Raw genomic sequence first — 24,074 nt, 5'->3', positions numbered from 1 at the left:
TTAAGTCATAAAAAATACTTAACTGAAGGTGGATTGAGCATGATGTGCAACGGCGATCGAAGCACTGGTTGGATGATGCCCGCGGAGTGGGCGCCCCATGCCGCGACCTGGATGGTCTGGCCGCATAACCGGGCCTTGTGGGAGAGCACCTGGAGCGTGCGCCTGGAGCAGGTGCAGGAAGACTTCGCCCGGGTCGCCAATGCCATCGCCCGCTTCGAGCCGGTGAAACTGGTGGTCGCCCTCGGCGCCCGGGCCCGCGCCGCCGGGTTGTGCGGGGCGAATGTCGAGTTGATCGAGCAGCCGGTGGACGACAGCTGGTGCCGCGATTCCGGGCCAACCTTCATTTGCCACCCGCAGCACGGCCTGGCCGGCGTCAGCTGGCGCTTCAATGCCTGGGGCGGCAAGTCGGCCCATGGCATGGACGAAGGCCTGGCCCGGCGTGTGCTCAACGGCATGGGCCTGGACTGCTTTGGCACCTGGCTGGCCAACGAAGGCGGGGCCATCCATGTCGATGGCGAAGGCACCCTGGTCACTACCGAGTCGGTGCTGCTCAACCCCAATCGCAACCCGGGGCTGGACAAGGCCGACGCCGAGGAACTCTTCGCCCGCCTGCTTGGCGTGAAGAAGACGATCTGGCTGCCGGGTGACCCGAAGTACGTCACCGGCGATATGACCGACGGCCATGTCGATGGCGTCTGCGCCTTCGCCCGCCCTGGCGTGCTGCTGGTGGATGCGACCCATGACCGCGATTCGGTGTACGCCGAAGTGGTGCGGGAAAACCGTCGTGCCCTGTCCCTGACACGGGATGCCCAAGGGCGCAGCTTCGAGCTGATCGACCTGTACGAAGCCAGCGCTGCCGTGGACCCGGAGGCCGAGGTGTTCTGCGCCTCGTACACCAATTTCTACATCGCCAACGGCGCGATCATCATGCCGGCCTACGGCATCGAGGCCGATCGTGACGCGGCGCGAGTGCTGGCCGGGGCCTTCCCCGATCGTGAAGTAGTGCCGGTGCGCATCGAGCATCTGGCCCATGGCGGCGGTGGCGTGCACTGCATCACCCAGCAACAGCCGGCCTGGCCATTGAAGAGGGAAGCAGCATGACCTTTCTCACTATTGCCACCACCCAGATGCCATGCACCTGGGACCTGAACGACAACCTCGACCGTGCCGAACAACTGGTACGCGATGCCGCCGCCCAGGGCGCCCAGGTAATCCTCTTGCAGGAGCTGTTCGCTACTCCGTATTTCTGCATCGAGCAGGACCACAAGCATCTCGCCCTGGCCGAGGAATATGCCCACAGTCGGGTGCTCCAGCGTTTCGCCGCGCTGGCCCGGGAACTGGGCGTGGTGCTGCCGCTGAGCTGGTACGAGAAAGCCGGCAATGCCTTCTTCAATTCCCTTAGCGTGGCCGACGCCGATGGCCGCCTGCTCGGCGTCTACCGCAAGACCCATATCCCCAACGCCGTCGGCTACCAGGAGAAGGAATACTTCAGCCCCGGCGATACCGGCTTCCGCGTCTGGGACACCGCCTTCGGCCGCCTTGGCATCGGCATCTGCTGGGACCAGTGGTTCCCGGAAACCGCGCGCAGCCTGGCGCTGATGGGCGCCGAGGTGCTGCTGTTCCCCACGGCGATCGGTTCCGAACCGGGTGCTGCCGCCTTCGACTCCCGCGATCACTGGCAGATGACCATGCGCGGGCATGCCGCGGCCAACCTGCTGCCGGTGGTGGCCGCCAACCGCATCGGTCGCGAGGTGGCGACCGGTGATCCCGGGTTGCACATGGATTTCTACGGCTCGTCCTTCATCAGCGACCACAAGGGCAAGCTGCTGGCCGAGGCCGACCGCGAAACGCCCGGCGTGCTGATGCGCACCCTGGACCTCGCGGCCATGCGCGAAGAGCGCCTGACCTGGGGCATCTTCCGCGACCGCCGGCCGGAAATGTACGGCACCCTGCTCAGCCTCGACGGTGGTTCGACCAGCGTCTGGCGTCCTGCCCGGGAGGTGTGAGATGAAACGTCTGCTTAGTGTGATCGGCCTGTCCCTGTGCCTTGGTACGGTCCAGGCCGACGACCAGGACAAGCTGCTGCGCCTGTACAACTGGTCCGATTATTTCGCCGAGGACACCCTGGCGCGTTTCACTGCCGAAACCGGGATCAAGGTGATCTACGACGTGATGGACAGCAGCGAGGTGCTGGAGGCCAAGCTGATGACCTCCGGCAGCGGCTATGACCTGATCTTCCCGGGCGACACCGTGGCCGAGCGCCTGATGCGTGCCGGCAGCCTGCAAAAGCTCGACCCGGCGAAGATCGAGGCGCTGGCGGATATCGAGCCGGGCCTGCGCCGGTTGCGCGAGCACTACCCGCACTCGGCGGCGGCCACGGTGCCCTATACCTGGGGCAGCATCGGCCTGACCTGGAATGACGAGATGATCCGCAAGCGCATGCCCGACGCCCCGGTCAACAGCCTCGACCTGCTGTTCAAGCCAGAGTACGCGGCCAAATTCGCCGACTGCGGGATCTCGGTGATCGATTCGCCGGACGAGGTGCTGGCGGTGGTGCTCAACTACCTCGGCCGCGAGCCGCGCAGCGCCAGGCCGGAAGACCTGGCCGCCGCCAGCGAGCTGCTGATGAAGGTGCGTCCCTATATCCGCAAGTTCCAGTCGCAGCCGGTCACCGACCTGGTCAACGGCAATCTGTGCCTGTCCCTCGGCTACAGCGGCGACATGACCCAAGCCCAGCGCGCCGCCGACGCCGCCGGCAAGCCGGCCAGCTTCCAGTACCGCATCCCCCGCGAGGGCACCACGGTATGGATGGACAACATGGCGATCCCGGTGGACGCCCGGCATCCGGAGTACGCCTACGCCTTCATCAACTTCGTCATGCGCCCGCAGAACATGGCGGCGATCAGCACGTTCACCGGTTACCCGACGTCCAGCGTCAAGGCGCGGGCGCAGGTCGATCCGAAGATGCGCGACAACCCGGATATCTACCCTGATGAAAGCGCCTTTGCCCGCCTGATTCCCGGCAAGGACATCCCGCAGTCGGACATGCGTGCACGGATGCGTGCCTGGACCAGGTTCAAGACCGCCAGTTGACGGCGCTACTGCAAGGGCACGTAGATATCCGTCTGCCACTGCTCCAGCGGGGTCTGCGGGAACACGCTGAGGTAGTGGAAGAACAGCGGCTGGTCGCGCAGTTCCTCGCCGCTTGCCGGCAACCAGTCACGGTAGACCGGGTAGATGGTTTCGCCGATATGGTCCGGCGAGCCGTGATGGCGGACCACTGCGTAGCGGCCACCGGCGATACGCAACTCGCCGACGCCTGTGTCGTTGGGCCTGACCGCTTCATCGATCTCGCCACAGACGGCGAAGCGGAATTCCTCGGGCGGCGTGGTATCCGGGTTGTTGAAGGGGATACCGAAGGTGCGGCTCGATGCCACCGGCGACTGGCCGCTGTGCATCCGCCAGTCGATGAAGCGGCGCACGGTGTCCTGGACCAGGCCGGGCGGGCCCAGGTGTTCCAGGGCGGCGACGCGGACTTCGGCAAACTCTACGATCTTCACTTGCATGCTGATGTTCCTCGAAAAGTGGGGGATGGCGAACACCGCATTCCACACCTGCCATTCCGGGTTCTGGCGAAAGGCGCTGGGGCTGGTCCCGAAATCCCGGCGGAAGGCCCGGCTGAAGGCCTCCGGGCTGTCGAACCCGGCGTCCAGCGCCGCTTCCAGCACCGAATACTCCGCCTGACCTGCCAGGCGCCGGGCCGCGCGGCGCAGGCGCATCAGTTGCACATAGCGGGCAACCGGCACGCCGACGAAAGCGCTGAACTGGCGATGGAAGTGGTAGGTCGAGAAGTGCGCCACCTGGCTCAGGGCCTTCACGGACAGATCGCCTTCGAGGTTGGCATCGATGTAGGCGAGGACGGCGCTGAAGCGGGCGGTGTAGGAGGTGGACATCATGTGGGTACCGGGTGGTGTGGCTTGCGATGGGCACAGGTTCGGGGATTTCGAGAAGGGCAGCCTAGCCGGATTTGCTGTTGTCAGTCAGGGCCCTATCGCTGGCAAGCCAGCTCCCACAGGGTTTTGCAGCGACTCGGACCCTGTGGGAGCTGGCTTGCCAGCGATAGGGCCCGGACTGACACCATCATCTCCTCAGCCGAGCCTGATCCGCACACCGCAGAAATGTCTCCACCACCTGGCTCGTCCGCCGTTCCGCCAGGCAATACAGGTAGGTCTCGGTAAACACCGGATCCCCCTCGATCCTGATCGCCTTCAACTGCGGCCCCGGAATGAACTCCGCCTCCGACACCACCCCCAGCCCGATCCCGCGCACCACCGCCTCGCGCAGGGCTTCCCGGCTGCCGATTTCCATCAGCATGCGCGGTGTCACCTCGCGCTCGGCCAGGGCCTTTTCGAAGTTCAGGCGGGTGGTCGAGCCCTGTTCCCGGCGCAGCATGGGCTGTCCCTGGAGTTCCTCCAGCCGTACGCTGTCGCGCCTGGCCAGCGGATGCTGGTGGTGAGCGAAGACGATCACCGGATGCCGGGCGTACAACGTGGCGTGAAAGGCCGGATCCTCATGCAGGCCGGCCAGCACACCGACATCGATCACATAGTTCTCCAGGTCGGCCAGCACCGAGGCCGAATTGCCGACCCGGATCGACAGCTCGATCTGCGGATACTCGCGCTGGTAGGCATCTACCATCTCGATCACATGGAACGGCCCCACCGCGCCCAGGCGCAACTGCCCGCGCACCAGGCTGCCAGAGTCCTTCAGCAGTCCCTCGGCCTCGGCCTCAAGGGCCAGCAACTGCTGGGCAATCGGCAACAGCTGCCGACCCACCGTGGACAATTCCGCCCGTCGTCCACGCCGATGGAACAGCTCCAGATTGTGCGAGCGCTCCAAGGCCTGCACCTGGGTGGTAATGGTCGGCTGGCTCAGCCCCAGGGCCCGGGCCCCGGCGCTGAAGCTGCCATGCCGGGCCACAGCGAGAAAGGCGCGCAGCTTGCTGTTGGACATATTGATCCTTTCAATACTTTTTAGAGAAAAGCCATATTGAATCGATGGCATGACCGTCACATTACAAGGCGAGGATGGGCCCATCTCCACCACGACCCGGAACCGCCCATGAATCGCCTTCGCCAGTTGCTGTGTGCCGCCAGCCTTTCCCTGCCGTTGTTCACCAGCCTTTCCATCCACGCCGAGGAGGCGCTGCGCATCGGCCTGATTCCTTCCGAAGACGCCCAGTCGATGATCGAGAGCAGCCAGCAGGTACTCGACCAGTTGCAGGCGCAACTGGGCATGCCGGTCAAGCCCTTCGTCGCCACCGACTACAACGGGGTGATCGAGGCGCTGCGCTCCAGGAAGCTCGATGTCGCCTACCTCGGCCCGTTCTCCTACGTATTGGCGAACCAGGTCGCCGGCGCCGAAGCCTTCGCCGTGGCGGTGACCCGCAAGACCGGCAAAAGCGCGTACCACAGCCTGATCATCAGCCGCGCCGATAGCCCGATAAAAAGCCTGGCCGACCTCAAGGGCCATACCTTCGCTTTCGTCGACCCCAGCTCGGCCTCCGGCCACCTGTTCCCCAAGGCCGGCCTGGAGCAGGCGGGGTACACACCGGAGACGACCTTCTCACGGATGATCTTCTCCGGCTCCCATGACGCCAGCATTCTCGCCGTGGCCAACCGCAAGGTGGACGCCGCAGCCGTGGCCGACCGCATCCTTGCCACTGCCCTGGCCCAGGGCTCGGTGAAGCAGGGCGAGCTGAAGGTGATCTGGACCTCCCCGGACATCCCCGAGTCGCCCATGGTCTGGCGCAAGGACCTGGACCCTGCGCTGAAGCAGAAACTCGCCGCCGCCCTGGCCAACGTCAAGGACGTGCCCTGGGGCGACCAGGGCATGCTCAACGGCTTCCAACCCACTACCGACGCGGCCTACGACGTGGTCCGCGACACCGCCACGGTGCTTGATCTCGACCTGGGGAAAATGAAATGATCCGCGTCCGCCAGCTCACCAAGCAGTACGGCGACAATCCGGTGCTGCGCGGCATCGACCTGGATATCGGTGCCGGCCAGTTCGTTGTGGTACTGGGCCAGTCCGGCGCCGGCAAATCGACCTTGTTGCGCTGCATGAACCGTCTGGCCCGGGCCGACGGCGGTGAGTTGCAGGTGGCCGGCATCGACGCGATGCGGGCTCGCGACGAGCGCGCCCTGCGCCGCCAGGTGGCGATGATTTTCCAGCATCACAATGTGGTGCCGCGCCTGTCGGTGCTGAAGAACGTGCTGACCGGGCGCCTCGGCGCCGTTTCCACCCTGGCGTCGTCGCTGCAGTTGTTCCGGCGCGCCGATGTCGATCTGGCCCGGCAATGCCTGGCCCGGGTCGAACTGGAACATAAGGCCGCGGCCCGCACCGACGCCCTGTCCGGCGGGCAGATGCAGCGGGTCGGCATTGCCCGGGCCCTGGCCCAGCAACCACGGGTGATCCTCGCCGACGAACCGGTAGCGAGCCTCGACCCGAAGACCGCGCGCCTGGTCATGCAGTACCTGCGCGACGCCAGCCGCGAACTGGGCATCACCGTGCTGTGCAACCTGCACCAGGTGGATTTCGCACGGGAGTTCGGCGACCGCATCGTTGGCCTGGCCCACGGCCGGCTCGTCTATGACGGTGATGCCGGTGGGCTCGATGACGCAGCCTTGCAACGTATCTACCCGACGACGGAGGAGGGCGCCTCGAACCGCCTCGCCGTCCCGGCCACCCTGCACTATGCCAATGGCCTGGGAGGTTGAAATGACGACCCGCGATTACCGCTGGATGGTCAAGACACCGCACAGCCTGCGTGGCTGGTCACTCGGCACGGGCCTTGTGCTGGCGCTGCTGGTCCTGCTGCACTGGAGCGCCGACGGTGCCCAGCTCAGTTGGGGCGAACTGGCGGCAGGCATGCCGCAGATCGGCGATTTCATCAGCCGTTCGCTGCCGCCGGATCCGGAGATCCTGCCGCGCCTGCTGGCGCCGGCCCTGGAAACCGTGCAGATCGCGATCTGGGGCACCTTGCTGGCGATCATTTGCGCCGTGCCCCTGGCGTTCCTGGCTGCGCGCAACCTGCATGGCAATCGCTGGCTGTACCAAGGCACCCGCCAGTGCCTGAACGTGATTCGCAGCATCAACGAACTGATCCTCGCCCTGGTCTTCGTGTCGGCTGTCGGCCTGGGGCCGTTCCCCGGTGTGCTGGCCCTGGCGGTGCATGGTGTGGGCATGCTCGGAAAATTCTTCGCCGAAAGTATCGAGGAAATCGACCAGGGGCCGCTGGAAGCCCTGCGTGCCACCGGAGCGCGGCCATTGCAGGTCATCGTCTTCGGCGTGCTGCCCCAGGTGATCACCGCCTGGATCGCCGTGGTCCTGTATCGCTTCGAGGTCAACCTGCGTTCGGCCACGGTGCTGGGCATGGTCGGCGCCGGCGGCCTGGGCTTCGAACTGGTCAGCAGCCTGAAGCTGTTCAAGTATCAGGAAACCGCCACCTGCATCATCGTCATCACGCTCATGGTGATCGCCGCCGACCTGCTGTCCAGCCGCCTGCGCCAGGCCATCCAGGACAACGGCCGGCACTGAGCCGGCGCCCGCTATCGGCCAGGCCGATGCTTACCCAGGATCAATCGATTGGAGTGGGTCCCGCTGGGCACCGAAGATGTGCCCACGCACCCACAACAAGAACGGAGACACCATGCCTGCCTACTTCCACAACCCGGTCGCCAGTCATTTCGGCGCCGGCAGCCTGAACCGCATCGTCGAACTGACCGAGGGCCAGACCGTGGCCCTGGTGATCTTCCCCGAAGCCCGTGCCCTCGGCCTGCTGGCGCGGATCGAAGCGCTGCTGGGAGAGCGCCTGGTGCATGTCGTCGAGGATGTCCAGCCCAACCCCGACGTGGCTCATCTGCGCGCGACCTATGAAACTTTCTGGCGCGAAGCCGCCGACTGCGAAACGGTGCTGGCGGTCGGTGGCGGCAGTGCCATCGACACCGCCAAGGCGCTGATGGTCGGTACCGCGTCCGGGCGCTTCGACGAACTGCTCGGCCTGCTGGCCGCCGGCAAGCCCTTCACCCCGCCACGCTGCAAGACCCTGATCGCCGCGCCGACCACCGCCGGCACCGGCAGCGAGGTCACGCCCTGGGCAACCCTATGGGACGCAGGGGCCCAGAAAAAATACTCCCTGCATCTGGACTGCACCTGGCCGCGGGTGGCGCTGATCGACCCCGAGCTGATGCTCACGGTGCCGGCAGGGGTCACCGTGTCCACCGGCCTCGATGCGCTGTCCCATGCCCTGGAAGCGATCTGGAACGTCAACGCCAACCCGCTTTCCGACACCTTTGCCATCTCGGCCATCGAGGACATCCTCGACTGCCTGCCGCGCCTGCGCGGCGACCTGGAGAACCCTGATCTGCGCGCGCGCATGGCCCTGGCTGCGCTGAAGGCCGGGATGGCTTTTTCCAACACCAAGACCGCGCTGGCCCATTCCATTTCCTACGAGATGACCCTGCGCCACGGCTTGCCCCACGGCATCGCCTGTTCCTTCACCTTGCCCCGGGTCCTAGGCCTGGCCTGGGGGCGCGATGCGGCGCGCGACCAGACCCTGCAACGGGTGTTCGGCGCCGACCTCGACCAGGCCCAGGCCCGCCTGCGCGACTTCCTGCACAGCCTCGGGGTCAAGACCGAGTTCGCCGACTACGGGGTGAGCGAAGAGCAGGCCCAGGCCATGATCCGCCATGCCCTGCAGGGCGCCCGGGGCAAGAACTTCATCGGTTCGCAGGCCGCCTGACACGCCTTTTTTGCTGTTTTTGTCGCACCCACGAGAATGCCAGCTTGCGGCGGCGACGCCGCGGGCGCATAACAACAAGGAAAAAGCCTCATGAACCGTGCGCAATCCCTGTCTGCTCCTGCCGTGCCTGCCCATTCGTCCTTTCGCCTGGCCCAGTGGCGCATGCTCCTGGCCGCAATGTTCTGCTACCTGTTCTTCTATACCGGCCGACAGACCTTCGGTTTCGCCATCCCCGGGATCCAGGCCGAGTTCGGCCTGAGCAAGGAAACCCTCGGCTGGATCTCCGCCGCCATGCTCTGGGCCTACGCCATCGGCCAGGCGATCAATGGCAGTCTCGCCGACAGCTACGGTGGTCGGCGCATCATGAGCCTCGGCGCGGTGCTGTCCTGCGCGGCCAACTGGCTCACCAGCTTCGCCACCGGCTTCATCAGCCTGATCCTGCCCTGGGCCCTGAACGGCTACCTCCAGGCCCTGGGCTGGGCGCCGGGCAGCCGGCTGCTGTCGAACTGGTGGGGCGTGTCCGAGCGCGGCAAGGTCTATGGCTTCTATGTGTTCGCCGCCGGCTGCGCGTCGATCCTGTCCTATGTCACCTCGATGGTGGTGCTGGAAGTCCTGCACCTGGAGTGGCGCTGGATCTTCCGCTTGCCGGTCTTGCTGATGCTGGCCGGCGGCATCCTGTTCTACTTGATTGCCCGTGACCGCCCGCAGGACCTCGGCTTCGAGCCCTTGGCCGACACCGGTGTGGCCAACGCCGACGACAAGGGCCATGAAGTCGCCAGCGATGCACAGGAAACTGCCGCGCAACGCTACAAGGCGGTGCTCAAGAACGTACGCCTGCTGATCGCCGCCGTGTCCCTGGGCTTCCAGAACGCGGCGCGCTACGGCCTGATCGTCTGGGTTCCGGTGCACTTCCTCGGCGCCGACTGGAAGCATGGCGATGGCTGGATCGATCCGAAGTGGATCACCGTGGCCCTGCCGGTGGGCATGGCGGTGGGTGCGCTGAGCAATGGCTGGATCTCGGACAGGTTGTTCGGCTCCAAACGCTACCTGGCGATCATGCTCTACATGGTCCTCGGTGCTGCCACCAGCCTGTGGATGTGGAGCCTGCCGGCCCATAGCGGCATCGGCCTGGCGGCCTTGTTCCTCTGCGGCTTCTTCGTCTACGGCCCGGCCTCGAGCTTCTGGGCGCTGTGTCCCGACCTGGTCGGCGCCCGCCGCGCCGGGACTGCGACCGGGGTGATGAACTTCTCTTCGTACCTGTTCGCCGGGCTCTGTGAGCCCTTGATCGGCAGCCTGCTGGACAGCACCGGCAATACCTCGCTGATTTTCATCGTGGTGGCCAGTGCCTGCGTTGGCAGTGCCGTGGTGGCGCTGTTCGTGCGCCGTTGATCCGTCCCGACCCTGGAAAAGGCCAACCCATGTACCAGTACCACAAATGGCTGCGCTCGTTTCACGCCGTGGCCTGCACCGGCAGTTTCACCCAGGCTGCCGAATACCTCAGCGTCGGCCAGCCGACCGTCAGCGAGCAGGTTGCTGCACTGGAGCAGATGTTCGCCGTCGAGCTGTTCCACCGCCGCGGGCGCTTTATCGAGTTGAGTGCGGCGGGGCGGCAGTTGCATGGCATTACCCAGGGCCTGTTCGGCCAGGAAGACGAAGCCATCCAGTTGCTGCACAGCTTCCGCGAGCGCAAGGCCGGGCTGCTGCGCATCGGTGCGGTGTCGCCGCCGATCGCCATGAACCTCACCTACGAACTGATGCAGCAGTACCCGGACATCAAGCTGGAAACCTCGTTCTCCCCGGAGCACGAGACCCTGGAGCGGCTGTACAGCTTCGATATCGACCTGGCGATCCTCGCGTTGTCTGAGTTCGACCAGCGCCTGCATACCCGATTGTACCGGCGCTATCCGATCATCGCCGTGGTCCGCGACGACCATCCCTGGGCGCAGCAGGAGCAGGTGCATATCGAGCAACTGCGCGGCGAGCGCCTGGTCTTGCGCGAGCCGTCTTCTCGCACCCGACAACTGGTCGAGGAAACCTGCCGGCATGCCGGGATCGAGCTCGACTGCGCCATGCAACTCAACAGCCGCGAAGCCATCGTCCATGCAATCGCCCGGGGGATCGGCATCGGTTTCGTCTCTGCCGTGGAATACGCAGAAACCCCGGGGACGCGACCAATCACCTTCGTCGATCACCCGTTCCATATCGATTACCACCTGTGTTGCCTGGCGCTGCGGCGCAACCGCGCGATGATCGCCGAGTTGTTCGACGCGCCGGCCTGAACCTCATTCGTTCCCTGACTGTCACTGGAGATCCAGCATGAACTACCAGCAACCCAAACGCCTGCAAGCCGCGATCCTCGACTGGGCCGGCACCGTCGTCGACTTCGGCTCCTTTGCCCCGACCCAGATCTTCGTCGAGGCCTTTGCCGAGTTCGGTGTCGAGGTGTCCCTGGAAGAAGCCCGCGGTCCCATGGGCATGGGCAAGTGGGACCATATCCGCACCCTGTGCGACCAGCCGGCGATCGCCGAGCGTTATCGGGCACGCTTCGGCCGTACGCCGAGCGACGAGGATGTCACGGCCATCTACGAGCGCTTCATGCCGCTGCAGATCGACAAGATCGGCCTGCACTCGGCGCTGATCCCCGGTGCGCTGGAGGCGATTGCCGAACTGCGCGGCAAGGGCCTGAAGATCGGTACCTGTTCCGGCTACCCCAAGGTGGTCATGGCCAAGGTCGTGGAGCTGGCTGCGGCCAACGGCTACAGCCCGGATCATGTGGTGGCCACCGACGAAGTGCCCAATGGCCGACCGTATCCGGCGCAGTCCCTGGCCAACGTGATCGCCCTGGGCATCGATGACGTAGCCGCCTGCGTCAAGGTCGACGACACCTGGCCGGGGATCCTCGAAGGGCGCAGTGCCGGGATGTGGACGGTGGCGCTGACCTGTTCGGGGAATGCGCTGGGGCTCACCTGGGAGCAGTACCAGAACCTGCCGGCTGACCAACTGGAAGCGCAGCGGGCGCGGATCGGGCGGATGTTCGAAGGCTCGCGGCCGCACTACCTGATCGACACCATTGCCGGGTTGCCGGCGGTGATCGAGGACATCAATGCCCGGCTGGCGCGGGGAGAGATGCCGCAGGGCGTCTAGATAAGGCCTGACTTGGGTTGCTGTGGTGAATTCACCACAGCAATCGCTGGCAAGCCAGCTCCCACAGGTATTGCAGGGCTCTCAAGGGTGGTGCTGACCCTGTGGGTGCTGGCCTGCCAGCGATGAGGCCCGAAAGCCGGGCACGATTTGGCCCCCCCACACAGGCCCCGATTGGACCTTTATCAACCACCCCCAACAGCCTATCCTCCAGCCCTTTTGCACCTTCGGGCACCCATGGACTCCCTCTGGCTCATCATCATCTTCGGCGCCATCCTCGCCGGCTTCGTCCAGGGCCTGTCCGGCTCCAACTTCGGCCTGGTGGCCATGGCCGTGTGGGCCTGGGCCGTACCGCCGGGATTGACCGGGCCGCTGGTGGTCTGCGGCTCGCTCACCGGCCAGTTGCTCGCTGCCCGCACCCTGCGCCGCGGCCTGAAACGCGAGCACCTGCTGCCCATGGTGATCGGCGGCCTGATCGGCGTGCCCGTGGGCGTCCTCCTGCTGCACCAGATCGACCCGCTGCTGTTCCGCCTGCTGGTGGGCATCGTCCTGGCCCTGTGGTGCCCGCTGATGCTGTTCTCTTCCAGCCTGCCGCGAATCCGCATCGGCGGTGCCGGGGCGGATGCTGCAGTAGGCGTGGTTGGTGGAGTCATGGGCGGTCTCGGCGGCCTGACCGGCCCGGCAACGGCATTGTGGGCGGTGCTCAAGGGCTGGGACCGGGATACCCAGCGCTCGGTGATCCAGGGCTTCAACCTGGCCATGCAACTGCTGACGATGATGACCTACGTGGTGGCCGGGACCATTACCACCGAGGCGCTGGGCCTGTTCCCCGTGGTGATTCTCAGCGTGCTGCTGCCGACCCTGCTTGGCGTGCGCCTGTACCGGCATTTCAGTGATGTCGGGTTCCGTCGCGTGGTCCTGGGGCTGTTGGGACTGGCCGGCATCCTGCTGATCGCCCAGTCCCTGCCGCACTTCCTCTAGGTGACCGGTACATCCAGCCCGACCTTCACATTGCTCATCGACACCAAAGTCTTGAAGCGCTTGACGTTGTTGCTTTCGAAGAACAGCGTCCGCGTCAGCTCGGTGTACTGCTCCATGTTGCGCACCGCCATGATCAGCACGAAGTCGCATTCCCCGGCCACGTAGTAGCACTGCTGCACCTGCGGGCAGGCGAGGAAGGTGCGTTTCATGGCGTCGAGCAGGTCGAGGCGTTCGTTCTCGACTTCCACTTCGGTGATCACCGTCAGGCCGTAGCCGACCGCCACCGGGTCCACCAACGACACCGTCTTGCGCACCACGCCCTCGGCATTGAGCTTCTTCAGACGACGATTGACCGCCGCGGGGGAGAGATTGACCCGGGCGCCGAGGTCCTGCTGCGAGGTGGTGGCGTCCTGCTGCACAGCGTCGAGCAGGGCGAGGTCGAACGGATCCAGACTCATGACAGTGGATTTCCTGAGTGAAGGCGAATTCGGAATAAAAATTCATTTCCGGGGCGAAAATCAAGAAATAACTCCATCGCATTGAAATAGCATTTCCCTCATCGACGAACACCCCTTGGAGTACCTGGATGAACCTTCAACTCGACGGCGCGCTGCTGCTGGAGCAGATCCGCATCCTTGGCGAACTGGGCGCCGACCCGGTGCAGGGCGGCCGCACCCGCATCGCCCTGACCGATGCCGAAAAGGCCGGGCGCGACCAGGTGGTGGCCTGGATGAAGGCGCTGGACCTGGAGGTGCGCATCGACCGCATCGGCAATATCTTTGGCACCTTGCCGGCTGCCTCCGGCGAGGCGCTGGCGCCACTGATGATGGGCTCGCATATCGACACCGTGACCAATGCCGGCGCCCTCGATGGCTGCTACGGCGTGCTCGCCGGGCTCGCGGTGATCCGCGCCTACCGTGACGCCGGCGTGCTGCCGTCGCGGCCGATCACCGTCGGTGCCTTCACCAACGAGGAGGGCGTGCGCTATCAGCCGGACATGATGGGCTCCTTGGTGTATGCCGGCGGCCTGGAGGTGCAGGTGGCGCTGGATACCCTTGGCACCGACGGCACCCGCCTGGGCGACGAGCTGGCCCGCATCGGCTACGCCGGCGACCTGCAACCCGGCGCCATCGTGCCGCATGAATACCTCGAGTTGCATATCGAGCAGGGCCCGATCCTCGAGGCCGAGGGCATCCAGATCGGCGTGGTGGAAAACCTCCAGGGCATTTCCTGGCAGCAGGTGACGGTGCAGGGCAATGCCAATCATGCCGGTACCACGCCGACCCGACTGCGCCATGACGCCGGCTACGTAGCCTGTGCCGCGGTAGCCGAGGCGCGCGCCATCGCTCGCGACGCCGGCAGCACCCTGGCCACCACCGGCTGCATCGCCTTCGAACCCAATGTGATCAACGTGATTCCGCGCAGGGCGGTGTTCACCGTCGATCTACGTGACCCTGACGAAGCCCGCCTGCAACAGGCCGAACAACGCTTTGCCGCTTTCCTCGAGCGGATCGCCGCAGAGGAGGGCGTGAAGATTTCCAGCGAGCGCCTGGTGCGTTTCGAACCGGTGATCTTCGACGCCACCCTGGCCGACCAGATCGAAGCCAGCGCCGTGCGCCTGGGCCTGAGCCACCGGCGCATGACCTCCGGTGCCGGCCACGACGCGCAGATGATCGCCCGTATCGCCCCGGCGGCGATGATCTTCGTGCCCAGCCGTGGCGGCATCAGCCACAACCCTCGCGAGCACACCGATGACGCGCAGTTGGTGATGGGCGCCGAAGTCCTGCTGGACGTGGTCGCCCGCCGACTCGCCTGACCCCTTTGCAAACGCCAACGCCGATGCCCCACGCCATCGGTGACGGCACCCCTTTGCCTGATGGAGACTGCAATGCTGCTAGCCAACCGCAACGCCCGCCGTATCCCGTACCCCGAAGACCTGCGCGAGATCATGAGCATCGCCAGGGCCGGCCAGAGTCGTGACTGGCTTGCGCACTGGGCCGGCCTCAATCGTGGCGCCACGCCGCTGTACAGCCTGCCGGACCTGGCCGCCGAGCTGGGCGTGGGCCAGTTGCTGGTCAAGGACGAGTCGCAGCGCTCGCCACTGGGCAGCTTCAAGGCCCTGGGCGCGCCGATTGCCCTGGTGCGCCTGATCCTGCGGCGCTTCCCCGAGCACAATTTCAATGTCCGCACCTTGCTCGCTGGCGAGTACGCCGAAGCCCTGGCCGGCTTCACCGTGATCAGCGCCACCGACGGCAACCACGGCCGCGCCCTGGCGGCTGCGGCACAGACCCTTGGCTGCCGCTGCGTGATCGTGCTGCACGCCAATGTCAGCGTCGAACGGGAAGAGGCGATCGCCGCCTATGACGCCGAGATCGTGCGTATCAGCGGCAACTACGACGAGTCGGTGGAGGAGGCTGCGGCCCTGGCCTTGCGCAATGGTTGGCTGGTGGTGTCCGACACCTCCTATGACGGCTACGAGGAGATTCCCCGGGACGTGATGCAGGGCTACGGCACCATCGCGGCGGAGATCGTAGAGGCCTATGACCAGGGCTTTACCCATGTCTTCCTGCAGGGTGGGGTCGGTGGCCTGGCGGCCGGGATCGCCAGTTACCTGTGGGAGTTGCACGGTGCACAGCGGCCGACCTTGGTCATGGTCGAGCCGGCCCAGGCCGACTGCCTGTACCAGAGCGCCCTGGCCGGGCGCGCGGCAAATGCCAGCGGCTCGGTGGACTCGGTGATGGCGGGGCTGGCCTGCGGGGAAACCTCGCCGCTGGCGTGGAAGTTCCTGGAGAACAGCGTCGACTTCTTCATGACCCTGCATGACGACGAGGCGCTGCTGGCGATGCGGCGCCTGGCTGCCGGCAGCGAGCGGGATATTCCGCTGGCGTCCGGCGAGTCGGCGGTGGCCGGGCTGGCGGCCTTGCAGCGCCTGGCGAAGGCGCCGCAACAGGCTGCCGAGCTGGGGCTGGACAAGGATTCCCGCGTGCTGCTGATCAGCACCGAAGGCGCCACGGCGCCGGGTGTGTATGCCGAGCTGGTGGGCGAGTCCGCCGAGTCGGTCCTGGCCCGACAGCGCGAGTGGCTGGCCCGCGCCTGAATCCGGCGCGGTCCCTGTGGGAGCTGGCTTGCCAGCGATAGGGCCCTATCTGGCAACAGAGGTGCCCTTGCCGGCCTCATCGCTGGCAAGCCAGCTCCCACAGGGTTAGCGGCGGGTCCTCTTTAGCGCACTCCTCTAAAAAAACAACAACGGAGACTCAGATGCACACCACCAAACGCAATATCGGACCCTGGTCGCTGATGCTGACCGGCCTGGGTTCCATCATCGGCTCAGGCTGGCTGTTCGGCGCCTGGCACGCTTCGGCCATCGCCGGCCCGGCCGCGATCCTGGCCTGGGTGATCGGCGCCGTGGTGGTCCTGGCCATTGCCCTGACCTACGCGGAAATGGGCGCGATGTTCCCCGAGTCCGGCGGCATGGTGCGCTATGCGCGCTATTCCCACGGCTCGCTGGTGGGCTTCATGGCGGCCTGGGCCAACTGGATTTCCATTGTCTCGGTGATCCCCATCGAAGCCATCGCCTCGATCCAGTACATGGCCTCCTGGGATTACCCCTGGGCCCGGGCCATGGTCGCCAACGGCGAACTGACCACCCCCGGCCTGTGGGCCAGCGCGGCACTGGTCATGGTCTATTTCGGCCTCAACTACTGGGGCGTGAAGCTGTTCGTACGCACCAACACCGCGATTACCCTGTTCAAGCTGGTGGTCCCGGCCTTGACCGGCGTCGCCCTGATCTGGGCCGGCTTCAACGGCGCCAACTTCGGTGATGGCAGCGAGGCCAGCTTCGCACCGTATGGCTGGTCGGCCGTGTTCACCGCCGTGGCCGCCAGCGGCATCGTGTTCAGCTTCAACGGCTTCCAGAGCCCGGTCAGCCTGGCCGGCGAGGCACGTGATCCGGGGCGCAGCATTCCCTTTGCGCTGATCACTTCGGTACTGATCGCCCTGGTGATCTACGTACTGCTGCAAGTGGCCTTTATCGGCGCCGTCAGCCCCGAGAGCATCGCCGCCGGCTGGCACAGCCTGAGCTTCGATTCTCCGTTGGCGCAACTGGCCCTGGCCCTGAACCTCAACTGGCTGGCCATGCTCCTGTACCTGGATGCCTTTGTCAGCCCGTCGGGCACCGGCTCGATCTACACCGCCACCACGGCGCGGATGATCTACGCCATGGAACGCAACAACACCATGCCGAAGATCTTTGGCCGCCTGCACCCGCTGTACGGCATCCCTCGCGAAGCCATGTGGCTGAACCTGGCAGTGTCCTTCGTCTTCCTGTTCTTCTTCCGTGGCTGGGGTGCGTTGGCGGCGGTGATTTCGGTGGCGGTGATCATCTCCTTCCTCACCGGCCCGGTGAGCCTGATGACCCTGCGCAGCACCGCTGCCGATGTGTCGCGGCCGCTGGTGATCAAGGGCATGCGGGTAATCGCGCCGTTCGCCTTCGTCTGCGCCTCGCTGGTGCTGTACTGGGCGCGCTGGCCGCTGACCGGGCAGGTGATCCTGCTGGTGGTGGGCGCCTTGCCGATTTTCTTCTGGTTCCAGGCCAAGGCCGGCTGGACGGGTTTTGCCAAGGACCTGTACGCGGCGCTGTGGCTGATCGGCTTCCTGCCGGCCATGGCCCTGGTGTCCTGGCTGGGCAGCAGCGACTTCGGCGGTATCGGCCTGATTCCGTCGGGCTGGGACATGCTGGTGGTGGCGCTGCTGGCCCTGGCGTTCTACTACGCCGGTGTCTGCAGCGGCTATCGCACCCGCTACCTGCAAGAGAGCGCGATGTGGCGTGAAGCCCCGAGCGAGAATCCATCCACTTCTTCATTCCCCGAGGGACAGCGAGCATGAGCACGCCATTCGAACAGCGCCTGAAAGACTGGCGCCACGCCTTCCACCGTCACCCGGAAACCGGCTTCGAGGAAGTCGACACCTCGGCCCGGGTCGCCGGGATCCTCGAAGGCCTGGGCCTGGAGGTGCATCGCGGAATCGGCGGCACCGGGCTGGTGGCCAGCCTGAAGGTGGGGGAGGGTACCGGGGTGATCGGCCTGCGTGCCGATATGGACGCGCTGAACATCACCGAGCAGGTGCCGGAGCGCGAGCATGCGTCGCGGATCGACGGCAAGATGCATGCCTGCGGGCACGACGGGCATATGGCGGTGATCCTCGGTGCTGCGCAACTGCTCTGCGAGCGCCGCGACTTCAATGGCACCGTGCGCTTTATCTTCCAGCCGGCCGAGGAGCATGGCTGCGGGGCCAAGGCGATGATGGCCGACGGGCTGTTCCAGCGCTTCCCGGTGGATGCCATCTATGGCGCGCACAATATGCCGGGGATGCCGGCCGGGCATATTGCCACCCGTGCGGGCGGGATCATGGCCAGCGAGGACAATTTCGTCATCCGCATCCAGGGCCGGGGCACCCACGCGGCGCGGCCGCATATGGGCGTGGACCCGCTGGTGACCGGCGCTCAGATCGTCGTCGCCCTGCAGACCGTGGTGGCGCGCAATGTCGATCCGGGGTTGTCGGCGGTGGTGTCGTGCACGGAGTTCCTGACCGATGGCATCCGCAATGCGATTCCGACCCATGTGACCATCAAGGGCGATACCCGCAGCTACAGCCCCGAGGTGCAGAAGCTCCTGGAAACCCGCATGCGCGAGATCTGCATGGGCATCTGTGCGGCGAACGGGGCGAGTTGCGAGTTTGAGTACAGCCACGAGTTCGCCCCGACGGTGAACTGGGCGGAGAACACTGCGTTGGCAGTCGAGGCAGCAAGGGCCGTGGTCGGCGAGGCGGCGGTGGACGGGAGGTGATGCCGATGATGATTTCCGAGGATTTCGGCGCGTTTCTTCAGCAGGTGCCGGGGAACTTCGTGTTTATCGGCAATGGGGCCAGTGGTGAGACGGGCGGGACGCCGTTGCATAACGCCTGTTATGACTTCAATGACGGGATCCTGAAGACCGGGGCGGAGTATTTTGCCGAGGTGGTGCGCAGGAGTTTGCCTCTCTAAACCAATCTTCCTGTGGGTGCAGGACCTGTGGGAGCTGGCTTGCCAGCGATTTGGCCCGACCTGACAACATCTTTGTCATTGCCGGCCTCATCGCTGGCAAGTCGGGGCGCCGAACCGCAGCTCCCACAGGGTTCTCTACAGGCTTCCGGGGCGGATCAGTGCACCTGCTCCGCCGTCAGTTTCCCCAGGCCGACAGCACCGTGGCCAGGATGATCAACGCCGCACCCGCCACCATCCGCAGCGACGGCTGTTCACCGAACAGCCACCAGGCACAGGCGATCGCATACACCGGCTCCAGCGCGATGATCATCCCCGCGCTGCGCGCCTCCAGCCCTTCCAGGCTCTTGACGAACAGGTATTGGGACAGCCCGGTGCAGAAGATCCCGAGGAGCGCCAGGTACAACCAGTCGCTGTGACTCAGTCCCTGCACCAGCAAGGTGTCGAAGGCGAACGGCGCGACCAGTACGGCCACCGTGAGGTTCTGCCAGAACGCCACCTGCACCGCGTTCATTCCTTGCAGGCCTCGGCGGTTGATGATCGCCAGCAGGGCGAAGGACAGGCCCGAGCCCAGGCCCCAGAGCAAGCCGACCGTACCCTGGTCAAGCAGGTCGAAGGACGGCACCACCAGCACCAGGCCGAGGCTGACCAGCAGCAACAGCAGGCCTTCGGCAGCACGAATGCGCTCCCGGAACACCAACAGGTCGAGGATCGCGATAAAGGCCGGGAAGCTGGCGAAACCGAGGGTCGCCACGGCCACGCCACCAACCTTGATGGCAATGAAGAAACTCACCCAGTGCGAGGTCAGCATCACCCCGCTCAGGGCCATGACCGCGAACTTGCGCGTGTTCAGGCGATGGAACACGCCACGTTTCTGCAGTTGCGCCACCGCACCCAGGGCGAGCACGGCAAAGGCCGCGCGACCGAAAGTGATGACCGAGGCGGACGAGTGGATAAGGGCGCCGAGAATGCCGGTCAGGCCGAACAGCACGGCGGCGATATGGGCCACGATCAGCGCATTGCGGTGACCGAGGGTGGAACCACGGGTTGAAACGTTCGAAGCGAGCATGGGCAGTAGAAAAGTCTGTGCATGTGTTCGCACGCGAGCGCTCTGCGGCGGTCGTGCGGACGGGTTTTTGGGTAGTTGGATTGGGTGGCCGCCTGGTCGAAATCCAGGAACCGTCGGCGCCGCAGCGTTGTAGTGGCCTGCACGGGCCGTGCTGCTCGTTCGCCGTACTGCGAAAGGAAACGGGGGTGGCCACCGCCTGCGTGGGGCGGTGGCCGGGTCGGGTACCGAACTCCGTCAGAACAGCACCCGGGTTTCAGCTCACGAAGCGTCGATCCAGATGGTTTTCAGCTCCGTGTACTGATCATGGGCCCAGATCGACTTGTCGCGACCGCCAAATCCGGACTCCTTGTAGCCTCCGAACGGCGTCGAGGCATCGCCTTCGCCGAAGCAGTTGACCGTGACCACGCCAGCGCGGATTTCCCGCGACAGGCGCAGGGCATTGCGCAGGCTGCCGGTGTAGGCCGAAGCCGCCAGGCCGTAGATGGTGTCGTTGGCCAGTTCGATGGCTTCATCGAGGGTTTCGAAGGTGGTCACGCTCAGTACCGGGCCGAAGATTTCTTCGACGAACAGGCGGCTGTCGCGGGCCACGCCATCGATGATGGTCGGCTGCACGAACACGCCGTCCTGGGTCTCGCCACCCAGGGCCACGGTGAGTTTCTGCTCGGCGGCGTACTTCAGGTAGGAACGGACCTTCTCGAAGTGCGCCTTGCTGACCATTGCACCGAGACGGTTGTCCGGGTCCAGCGGATCGCCGAGCTTCCAGTCCTTGACGTGCTTGGAGATCAGGCTCAGCAGCTCGTCCTTCACATCCTTGTGCACGATCAGGCGCGACGACGCGGAGCAGTTCTCGCCCATGTTCCAGAAGGCACCGGCGGTGACGAACTGGGCCACGGAGTCGAGGTCCTCGCAGTCGTTCATGACCACGGCCGGGTTCTTGCCACCCAGCTCCAGGACCACGCGCTTGAGGTTGGACTCGGAGGCGTACTTGAGGAACAGGCGACCGGTGTCCGTAGAACCGGTGAAGCTGACCATGGCTACGTCCATATGCCGACCGATGGCTTCGCCGGCCTCACGGCCGCCGCCAGGTACGATATTGAACACCCCGGCCGGGATGCCGGCCTCGTGGGCCAGTTCGGCCACGCGCAGGGCGGTGAGGGTGGTTTCCTTGGCCGGCTTGACCACGATGGAGCAACCGGCGGCCAGGGACGGGCCGATCTTCCAGGCCAGCATCAGCAGCGGGAAGTTCCACGGCAGGACCAGGCCGACAACACCGATCGCCTCGCGTACGACCATGGTCACCGCAGCGGAACCGGTCGGGGCGGTGGCGTCGTAGATCTTGTCGATCAACTCGGCGTGCCAGCGCAGGGTGTGGATGGTCTCCGGCACGTCGACGTTCTGGCATTCGCTGACCGGCTTGCCGCTGTCCAGGGCTTCCAGTACCGCCAGTTCATGGGCGTTGTCTTCCAGCAACTGGGCGAACTTCAGCAGGACCTTTTTCCGCGCGCCCGGGGTCAGCGCGCTCCAGCGACCGTCTTCGAAGGCCGCCTTGGCGGCGGCGACGGCGACGTTGACGTCCTGCACATCACAGGCCGCCACTTCAGCCAGCTTCTCGCCGGTGGCCGGGTTGGTGGTGACGAAGGTGCGTCCGCTGATCGCGTCGCGGAATTCGCCGTCGATGAAGGCCTGGTTGCGCGGCTGCAGCTTGGCAGCCAGGGCCTGGTATTCGGCTTTGCTCAGCAGTTCGGCCATGTCATTTGCCCTCGACGATTGCGGCTATGTTGCGCTTCAGGGTGGCGACCACATTGGTCAGCTCGGCCTGCTCGACAGCGTCCAGGCCTTGCAGCGGTGCGCGCACGCCGCCGGTGCTCAGGCCGTTGAGGCTGACGCCATGCTTGATCGACTGGACGAACTTGCCGCCTTCGAGGAAGTCCATCAGCGGCATCATTTGCGCCATGATCCGGCGGCCCTTGCTGAAGTCCTTCTGGATCACGCAGGCCTCGTACAGGGCCACGTGCTCGTGCGGGATGAAGTTGGAGCCGGCGCAGACCCAGCTCTGTGCACCCCAGGCGAAGAACTCCAGGGCCTGGTCGTCCCAGCCACAGGACAGGGAGATGTGCGGGTACTTTGTGGCCAGGCGGTGCAGCTGGTTCATGTCGCCCGAGCTTTCCTTGATGGCGACGATGTTCTTCACATCGGCTACGGCATCGAAGAACTCAGGGCCCATGCTCACGCTCATGCGGCCCGGATAGTTGTAGAGCATGATCGGCAGGTCGGCTGCTGCGTCCACGGCTTTGACGTGCACGGCGATTTCCTGCTGGGTCGGCAACGCGTAGGGCGGGGTGCCAACCAGCAGCGCGTCAGCCTTGATCTCCCTGGCATGCTTGGCGAAGGCCACCGAGTCTTCGGTGCGGATCGCGCCGGTCCCGATGATCAGCGGCAGGCGGCCGTTGATCACATCCTTGGCCTGGGCGGCCAGGTCGATGCGCTCCTGGGCGGTGTGGGCGTAGTACTCGCCGGTCGAGCCGCCGATGATGATGCCGTGGATCTTCGACTCCACCAGGTAGTCGAGGACGGCGGCGAAGCCGGCTTTGTCGATGCTGCCGTCGGCGTTCAGCGGGGTCACGGCGGGGGTGTAGATACCTGCGAATTTCATGCTTTTCTCTCCAGTGGGACGCAAGGAATGTCAGACCGCGCTCAGTTCAGCGAGGCGGCTTGTTGCAGAGTCAGGGAACGGGTTTCCGGGGCCAGGGCCCAGGCGAAGAGCAAACCGATCAGGGTCACGATGGCGGCGGCGTACATGGTCTGGGCGATGCCCAGGGATTGCAGCGACATCGGCACCAGCCAGGTGCCGACCGCAGCGCCGATCCGCGACAGCGAGGTGCCGATGCCGACCGCGACGGCGCGTATCTCGGTAGGGAACAGCTCGTTCGGGTACACCAGTTGCAGCACTTGTGCGCCGCCGATGAACAGGGCGTAGGCACCGAACAGCACCAGGACCAGCATTGGCGAGCCGTCGTGCAGGGCCGCCAGGCCGAGCAGGGCCAGGCCGGACCAGAGGAAGCTGTGGATCAGCATGCTGCGCCGGCCCATGCTGTTGATCAGACGGGTGGCGATGATGCAGCCGACCACGAACAGCAGGGTGATCGCCACCGAGCCGAAGGACGCCCAGTCACCTTTGAGGTGCAGCGCTTCGAGGACCTTCGGGGCGAAGGAGTACACGGCGAACACCGGGATCACCGAGCACGACCAGAACATGCTGACGAACAGCATGCGTTTGCCGTAGCCCGAGTGCAGCAGGCTGAGCAGCGAGGCTTTCTGTTCCTTTGGCTGTTCCGGCAGGTTCTTCAGCGAGAAGGCCTTGCCGTAGACCTGCTTGATGATCGTCTCGGCTTCTGCCGCACGGCCCTTGTTCAGCAGCCAACGGGGCGATTCCGGGGTGCCCATGCGCAAGCCGAAGAGGATCGCGCCGATCACCACGGGGCTGGCCAGCACCAGGCGCCAGGCATTTTCGCCGCCGGACGCGAGGAGGAAGTGGCCGACGATATAGGCGAAGGCAGCACCGGCGAACCACAGGATGGTCAGGGTGGCCAGGCGCGGGCCGCGGTATTTCTTCGGCAGGAATTCCACCAGCAACGCGGTGGCCACCGGGTATTCGATGCCGACCGCGACGCCGATCAGAAAGCGCAGGGCGAACAGCATGGGCCCGGATTCGACCCAGAACTGGGCGAGGGAACCGAGGATGAACAGGGTAGGGCCGACGAAGAAGATGCGCTTGCGCCCGAAATGATCGGTCAGCGCGCCGCCGAGGAAGCCGCCGAAGAAGATGCCGATCAGCGCCGAGGCGGCGATCATGCCCTGCCAGAAGGCGGTCAGGCCCAGGCCTGCGGACATCTGCACCATGGCCACGCCAATGATGCTGAGCACATAGCCGTCGACGAATGAGCCACCACCGGAACGGGCGGTGAGCAACTGGTGGAAACGATTGAGGGGTACGTCTTCAACGGATTGATTGGAAGTTGTCATTATTGTTTCCTGCACTATCG

The 24,074-nt window shown here is 65.4% G+C and carries 23 protein-coding genes; 16 read left to right on the top strand and 7 right to left on the bottom strand.

Features of this window, described 5'->3' with window-relative positions; all coding sequences use genetic code 11:
- Nucleotides 1–39: 39 nt before the first annotated feature.
- From CSV86_RS13035 to CSV86_RS13025, 3 genes are read left to right on the top strand one after another with little or no spacing between them, the layout of a single operon-like run.
- Nucleotides 40–1,101: an agmatine deiminase family protein gene (locus CSV86_RS13035; protein WP_009401578.1), complete on the top strand. Its 1,062-nt coding sequence runs from the start codon at nucleotides 40–42 to the stop codon at nucleotides 1,099–1,101.
- Nucleotides 1,098–2,006: an N-carbamoylputrescine amidase gene (aguB, locus tag CSV86_RS13030; protein ID WP_009401577.1), complete on the top strand. Its 909-nt coding sequence runs from the start codon at nucleotides 1,098–1,100 to the stop codon at nucleotides 2,004–2,006. Before CSV86_RS13035 ends, aguB begins: the two co-directional genes overlap by 4 nt.
- A 1-nt stretch (nucleotide 2,007) precedes the next feature.
- A complete protein-coding gene (locus CSV86_RS13025; protein ID WP_009401575.1) occupies nucleotides 2,008–3,093 on the top strand; it encodes an extracellular solute-binding protein in 1,086 nt (361 codons plus the stop codon).
- A 5-nt stretch (nucleotides 3,094–3,098) separates the two neighbouring features.
- Here CSV86_RS13025 and CSV86_RS13020 read toward each other — a convergent pair whose 3' ends face one another.
- The gene (locus tag CSV86_RS13020; RefSeq protein ID WP_009401573.1) at nucleotides 3,099–3,953 is read right to left on the bottom strand and encodes an AraC family transcriptional regulator; all 855 of its coding nucleotides are present in this window, start codon (nucleotides 3,951–3,953) and stop codon (nucleotides 3,099–3,101) included.
- Nucleotides 3,954–4,140: 187 nt separating this feature from the next.
- Nucleotides 4,141–5,013, bottom strand: a complete 873-nt coding sequence (locus CSV86_RS13015) for a LysR substrate-binding domain-containing protein (RefSeq protein WP_009401572.1) — start codon at nucleotides 5,011–5,013, stop codon at nucleotides 4,141–4,143.
- Between the two features lie 108 nt (nucleotides 5,014–5,121).
- Here CSV86_RS13015 and phnD point away from each other — a divergent pair, with 108 nt between their 5' ends.
- From phnD to CSV86_RS12975, 8 genes are all read left to right on the top strand, one after another.
- Nucleotides 5,122–5,988: a phosphonate ABC transporter substrate-binding protein gene (gene phnD / locus CSV86_RS13010; RefSeq protein ID WP_009401571.1), complete on the top strand. Its 867-nt coding sequence runs from the start codon at nucleotides 5,122–5,124 to the stop codon at nucleotides 5,986–5,988.
- Nucleotides 5,985–6,779, top strand: a complete 795-nt coding sequence (gene phnC / locus CSV86_RS13005) for a phosphonate ABC transporter ATP-binding protein (protein ID WP_009401570.1) — start codon at nucleotides 5,985–5,987, stop codon at nucleotides 6,777–6,779. The genes phnD and phnC overlap by 4 nt, the downstream gene beginning before the upstream one ends.
- A 1-nt stretch (nucleotide 6,780) precedes the next feature.
- Entirely contained in the window at nucleotides 6,781–7,599 is an 819-nt protein-coding gene (gene phnE / locus CSV86_RS13000) for a phosphonate ABC transporter, permease protein PhnE (protein WP_037060821.1), read from the top strand.
- A 112-nt stretch (nucleotides 7,600–7,711) separates the two neighbouring features.
- Nucleotides 7,712–8,803, top strand: coding sequence for an iron-containing alcohol dehydrogenase PsrA (psrA, locus tag CSV86_RS12995; RefSeq protein ID WP_009401567.1), 1,092 nt, complete (start codon nucleotides 7,712–7,714; stop codon nucleotides 8,801–8,803).
- Nucleotides 8,804–8,893: 90 nt separating this feature from the next.
- Nucleotides 8,894–10,192, top strand: coding sequence for an MFS transporter (locus CSV86_RS12990; protein WP_009401566.1), 1,299 nt, complete (start codon nucleotides 8,894–8,896; stop codon nucleotides 10,190–10,192).
- A 29-nt stretch (nucleotides 10,193–10,221) separates the two neighbouring features.
- Complete coding sequence (locus CSV86_RS12985) at nucleotides 10,222–11,082, top strand: LysR substrate-binding domain-containing protein (RefSeq protein ID WP_009401565.1); 861 nt, start codon at nucleotides 10,222–10,224, stop codon at nucleotides 11,080–11,082.
- Nucleotides 11,083–11,119: 37 nt separating this feature from the next.
- Nucleotides 11,120–11,947 carry a phosphonoacetaldehyde hydrolase gene (gene phnX, locus CSV86_RS12980; protein WP_009401564.1) on the top strand — a complete coding sequence of 276 codons (828 nt, stop codon included), beginning with the start codon at nucleotides 11,120–11,122 and terminating at the stop codon, nucleotides 11,945–11,947.
- A gap of 234 nt (nucleotides 11,948–12,181) precedes the next feature.
- Nucleotides 12,182–12,925 (top strand): sulfite exporter TauE/SafE family protein, encoded by a 744-nt coding sequence (locus CSV86_RS12975; protein WP_009401563.1) that lies wholly within the window; start codon nucleotides 12,182–12,184, stop codon nucleotides 12,923–12,925.
- Here the strand turns inward: CSV86_RS12975 and CSV86_RS12970 are convergent.
- On the bottom strand, nucleotides 12,922–13,383 hold the full coding sequence (locus CSV86_RS12970) for an Lrp/AsnC family transcriptional regulator (RefSeq protein ID WP_009401562.1): 462 nt from the start codon (nucleotides 13,381–13,383) through the stop codon (nucleotides 12,922–12,924). The genes CSV86_RS12975 and CSV86_RS12970 overlap by 4 nt on opposite strands.
- 128 nt (nucleotides 13,384–13,511) lie before the next feature.
- Between CSV86_RS12970 and CSV86_RS12965 the strand changes: the two genes are divergently transcribed.
- The 5 genes from CSV86_RS12965 (at nucleotide 13,512) to CSV86_RS31935 (ending at nucleotide 18,965) form a co-directional block, all read left to right on the top strand.
- On the top strand, nucleotides 13,512–14,741 hold the full coding sequence (locus CSV86_RS12965) for a Zn-dependent hydrolase (RefSeq protein WP_009401559.1): 1,230 nt from the start codon (nucleotides 13,512–13,514) through the stop codon (nucleotides 14,739–14,741).
- Nucleotides 14,742–14,813: 72 nt separating this feature from the next.
- Entirely contained in the window at nucleotides 14,814–16,022 is a 1,209-nt protein-coding gene (locus CSV86_RS12960; protein ID WP_009401558.1) for a diaminopropionate ammonia-lyase, read from the top strand.
- 161 nt (nucleotides 16,023–16,183) lie between these two features.
- Nucleotides 16,184–17,809 carry an APC family permease gene (locus CSV86_RS12955; RefSeq protein ID WP_009401557.1) on the top strand — a complete coding sequence of 542 codons (1,626 nt, stop codon included), beginning with the start codon at nucleotides 16,184–16,186 and terminating at the stop codon, nucleotides 17,807–17,809.
- On the top strand, nucleotides 17,806–18,768 hold the full coding sequence (locus CSV86_RS12950; RefSeq protein WP_240160424.1) for an amidohydrolase: 963 nt from the start codon (nucleotides 17,806–17,808) through the stop codon (nucleotides 18,766–18,768). Before CSV86_RS12955 ends, CSV86_RS12950 begins: the two co-directional genes overlap by 4 nt.
- Before the next feature lie 5 nt (nucleotides 18,769–18,773).
- Nucleotides 18,774–18,965: a hypothetical protein gene (locus CSV86_RS31935; protein ID WP_240160423.1), complete on the top strand. Its 192-nt coding sequence runs from the start codon at nucleotides 18,774–18,776 to the stop codon at nucleotides 18,963–18,965.
- Nucleotides 18,966–19,140: 175 nt separating this feature from the next.
- Here CSV86_RS31935 and CSV86_RS12945 read toward each other — a convergent pair whose 3' ends face one another.
- The 4 genes from CSV86_RS12945 to CSV86_RS12930 all read right to left on the bottom strand — a co-directional run bounded on the left by CSV86_RS12945 (nucleotide 19,141) and on the right by CSV86_RS12930 (nucleotide 24,054).
- On the bottom strand, nucleotides 19,141–20,031 hold the full coding sequence (locus CSV86_RS12945; protein ID WP_170394652.1) for a DMT family transporter: 891 nt from the start codon (nucleotides 20,029–20,031) through the stop codon (nucleotides 19,141–19,143).
- Between the two features lie 258 nt (nucleotides 20,032–20,289).
- Nucleotides 20,290–21,780, bottom strand: a complete 1,491-nt coding sequence (locus tag CSV86_RS12940; RefSeq protein ID WP_009401554.1) for an aldehyde dehydrogenase — start codon at nucleotides 21,778–21,780, stop codon at nucleotides 20,290–20,292.
- Between the two features lies 1 nt (nucleotide 21,781).
- On the bottom strand, nucleotides 21,782–22,684 hold the full coding sequence (locus CSV86_RS12935; protein WP_009401553.1) for a dihydrodipicolinate synthase family protein: 903 nt from the start codon (nucleotides 22,682–22,684) through the stop codon (nucleotides 21,782–21,784).
- A gap of 41 nt (nucleotides 22,685–22,725) precedes the next feature.
- Nucleotides 22,726–24,054, bottom strand: coding sequence for an MFS transporter (locus tag CSV86_RS12930; RefSeq protein WP_009401552.1), 1,329 nt, complete (start codon nucleotides 24,052–24,054; stop codon nucleotides 22,726–22,728).
- Between the last annotated feature and the right edge of the window lie 20 nt (nucleotides 24,055–24,074).

Origin of the sequence: Pseudomonas bharatica CSV86, assembly GCF_000319305.2 — a bacterium.
GTDB classification, from domain to species: domain Bacteria; phylum Pseudomonadota; class Gammaproteobacteria; order Pseudomonadales; family Pseudomonadaceae; genus Aquipseudomonas; species Aquipseudomonas bharatica.
Note: the sequence above shows the minus strand (reverse complement) of the source record. Positions and strands in the feature narration are given on the sequence as shown.

Excerpts from the sequence above, each read along its gene's own strand:
- CSV86_RS13035 (WP_009401578.1), top strand. The coding sequence starts at position 40 with ATGATGTGCAACGGCGATCGAAGCACTGGTTGGATGATGCCCGCGGAG.
- aguB (WP_009401577.1), top strand. The coding sequence starts at position 1,098 with ATGACCTTTCTCACTATTGCCACCACCCAGATGCCATGCACCTGGGAC.
- CSV86_RS13025 (WP_009401575.1), top strand. The coding sequence starts at position 2,008 with ATGAAACGTCTGCTTAGTGTGATCGGCCTGTCCCTGTGCCTTGGTACG.
- CSV86_RS13020 (WP_009401573.1), bottom strand. The coding sequence starts at position 3,953 with ATGTCCACCTCCTACACCGCCCGCTTCAGCGCCGTCCTCGCCTACATC.
- CSV86_RS13015 (WP_009401572.1), bottom strand. The coding sequence starts at position 5,013 with ATGTCCAACAGCAAGCTGCGCGCCTTTCTCGCTGTGGCCCGGCATGGC.
- phnD (WP_009401571.1), top strand. The coding sequence starts at position 5,122 with ATGAATCGCCTTCGCCAGTTGCTGTGTGCCGCCAGCCTTTCCCTGCCG.
- phnC (WP_009401570.1), top strand. The coding sequence starts at position 5,985 with ATGATCCGCGTCCGCCAGCTCACCAAGCAGTACGGCGACAATCCGGTG.
- phnE (WP_037060821.1), top strand. The coding sequence starts at position 6,781 with ATGACGACCCGCGATTACCGCTGGATGGTCAAGACACCGCACAGCCTG.
- psrA (WP_009401567.1), top strand. The coding sequence starts at position 7,712 with ATGCCTGCCTACTTCCACAACCCGGTCGCCAGTCATTTCGGCGCCGGC.
- CSV86_RS12990 (WP_009401566.1), top strand. The coding sequence starts at position 8,894 with ATGAACCGTGCGCAATCCCTGTCTGCTCCTGCCGTGCCTGCCCATTCG.
- CSV86_RS12985 (WP_009401565.1), top strand. The coding sequence starts at position 10,222 with ATGTACCAGTACCACAAATGGCTGCGCTCGTTTCACGCCGTGGCCTGC.
- phnX (WP_009401564.1), top strand. The coding sequence starts at position 11,120 with ATGAACTACCAGCAACCCAAACGCCTGCAAGCCGCGATCCTCGACTGG.
- CSV86_RS12975 (WP_009401563.1), top strand. The coding sequence starts at position 12,182 with ATGGACTCCCTCTGGCTCATCATCATCTTCGGCGCCATCCTCGCCGGC.
- CSV86_RS12970 (WP_009401562.1), bottom strand. The coding sequence starts at position 13,383 with ATGAGTCTGGATCCGTTCGACCTCGCCCTGCTCGACGCTGTGCAGCAG.
- CSV86_RS12965 (WP_009401559.1), top strand. The coding sequence starts at position 13,512 with ATGAACCTTCAACTCGACGGCGCGCTGCTGCTGGAGCAGATCCGCATC.
- CSV86_RS12960 (WP_009401558.1), top strand. The coding sequence starts at position 14,814 with ATGCTGCTAGCCAACCGCAACGCCCGCCGTATCCCGTACCCCGAAGAC.
- CSV86_RS12955 (WP_009401557.1), top strand. The coding sequence starts at position 16,184 with ATGCACACCACCAAACGCAATATCGGACCCTGGTCGCTGATGCTGACC.
- CSV86_RS12950 (WP_240160424.1), top strand. The coding sequence starts at position 17,806 with ATGAGCACGCCATTCGAACAGCGCCTGAAAGACTGGCGCCACGCCTTC.
- CSV86_RS31935 (WP_240160423.1), top strand. The coding sequence starts at position 18,774 with ATGATGATTTCCGAGGATTTCGGCGCGTTTCTTCAGCAGGTGCCGGGG.
- CSV86_RS12945 (WP_170394652.1), bottom strand. The coding sequence starts at position 20,031 with ATGCTCGCTTCGAACGTTTCAACCCGTGGTTCCACCCTCGGTCACCGC.
- CSV86_RS12940 (WP_009401554.1), bottom strand. The coding sequence starts at position 21,780 with ATGGCCGAACTGCTGAGCAAAGCCGAATACCAGGCCCTGGCTGCCAAG.
- CSV86_RS12935 (WP_009401553.1), bottom strand. The coding sequence starts at position 22,684 with ATGAAATTCGCAGGTATCTACACCCCCGCCGTGACCCCGCTGAACGCC.
- CSV86_RS12930 (WP_009401552.1), bottom strand. The coding sequence starts at position 24,054 with ATGACAACTTCCAATCAATCCGTTGAAGACGTACCCCTCAATCGTTTC.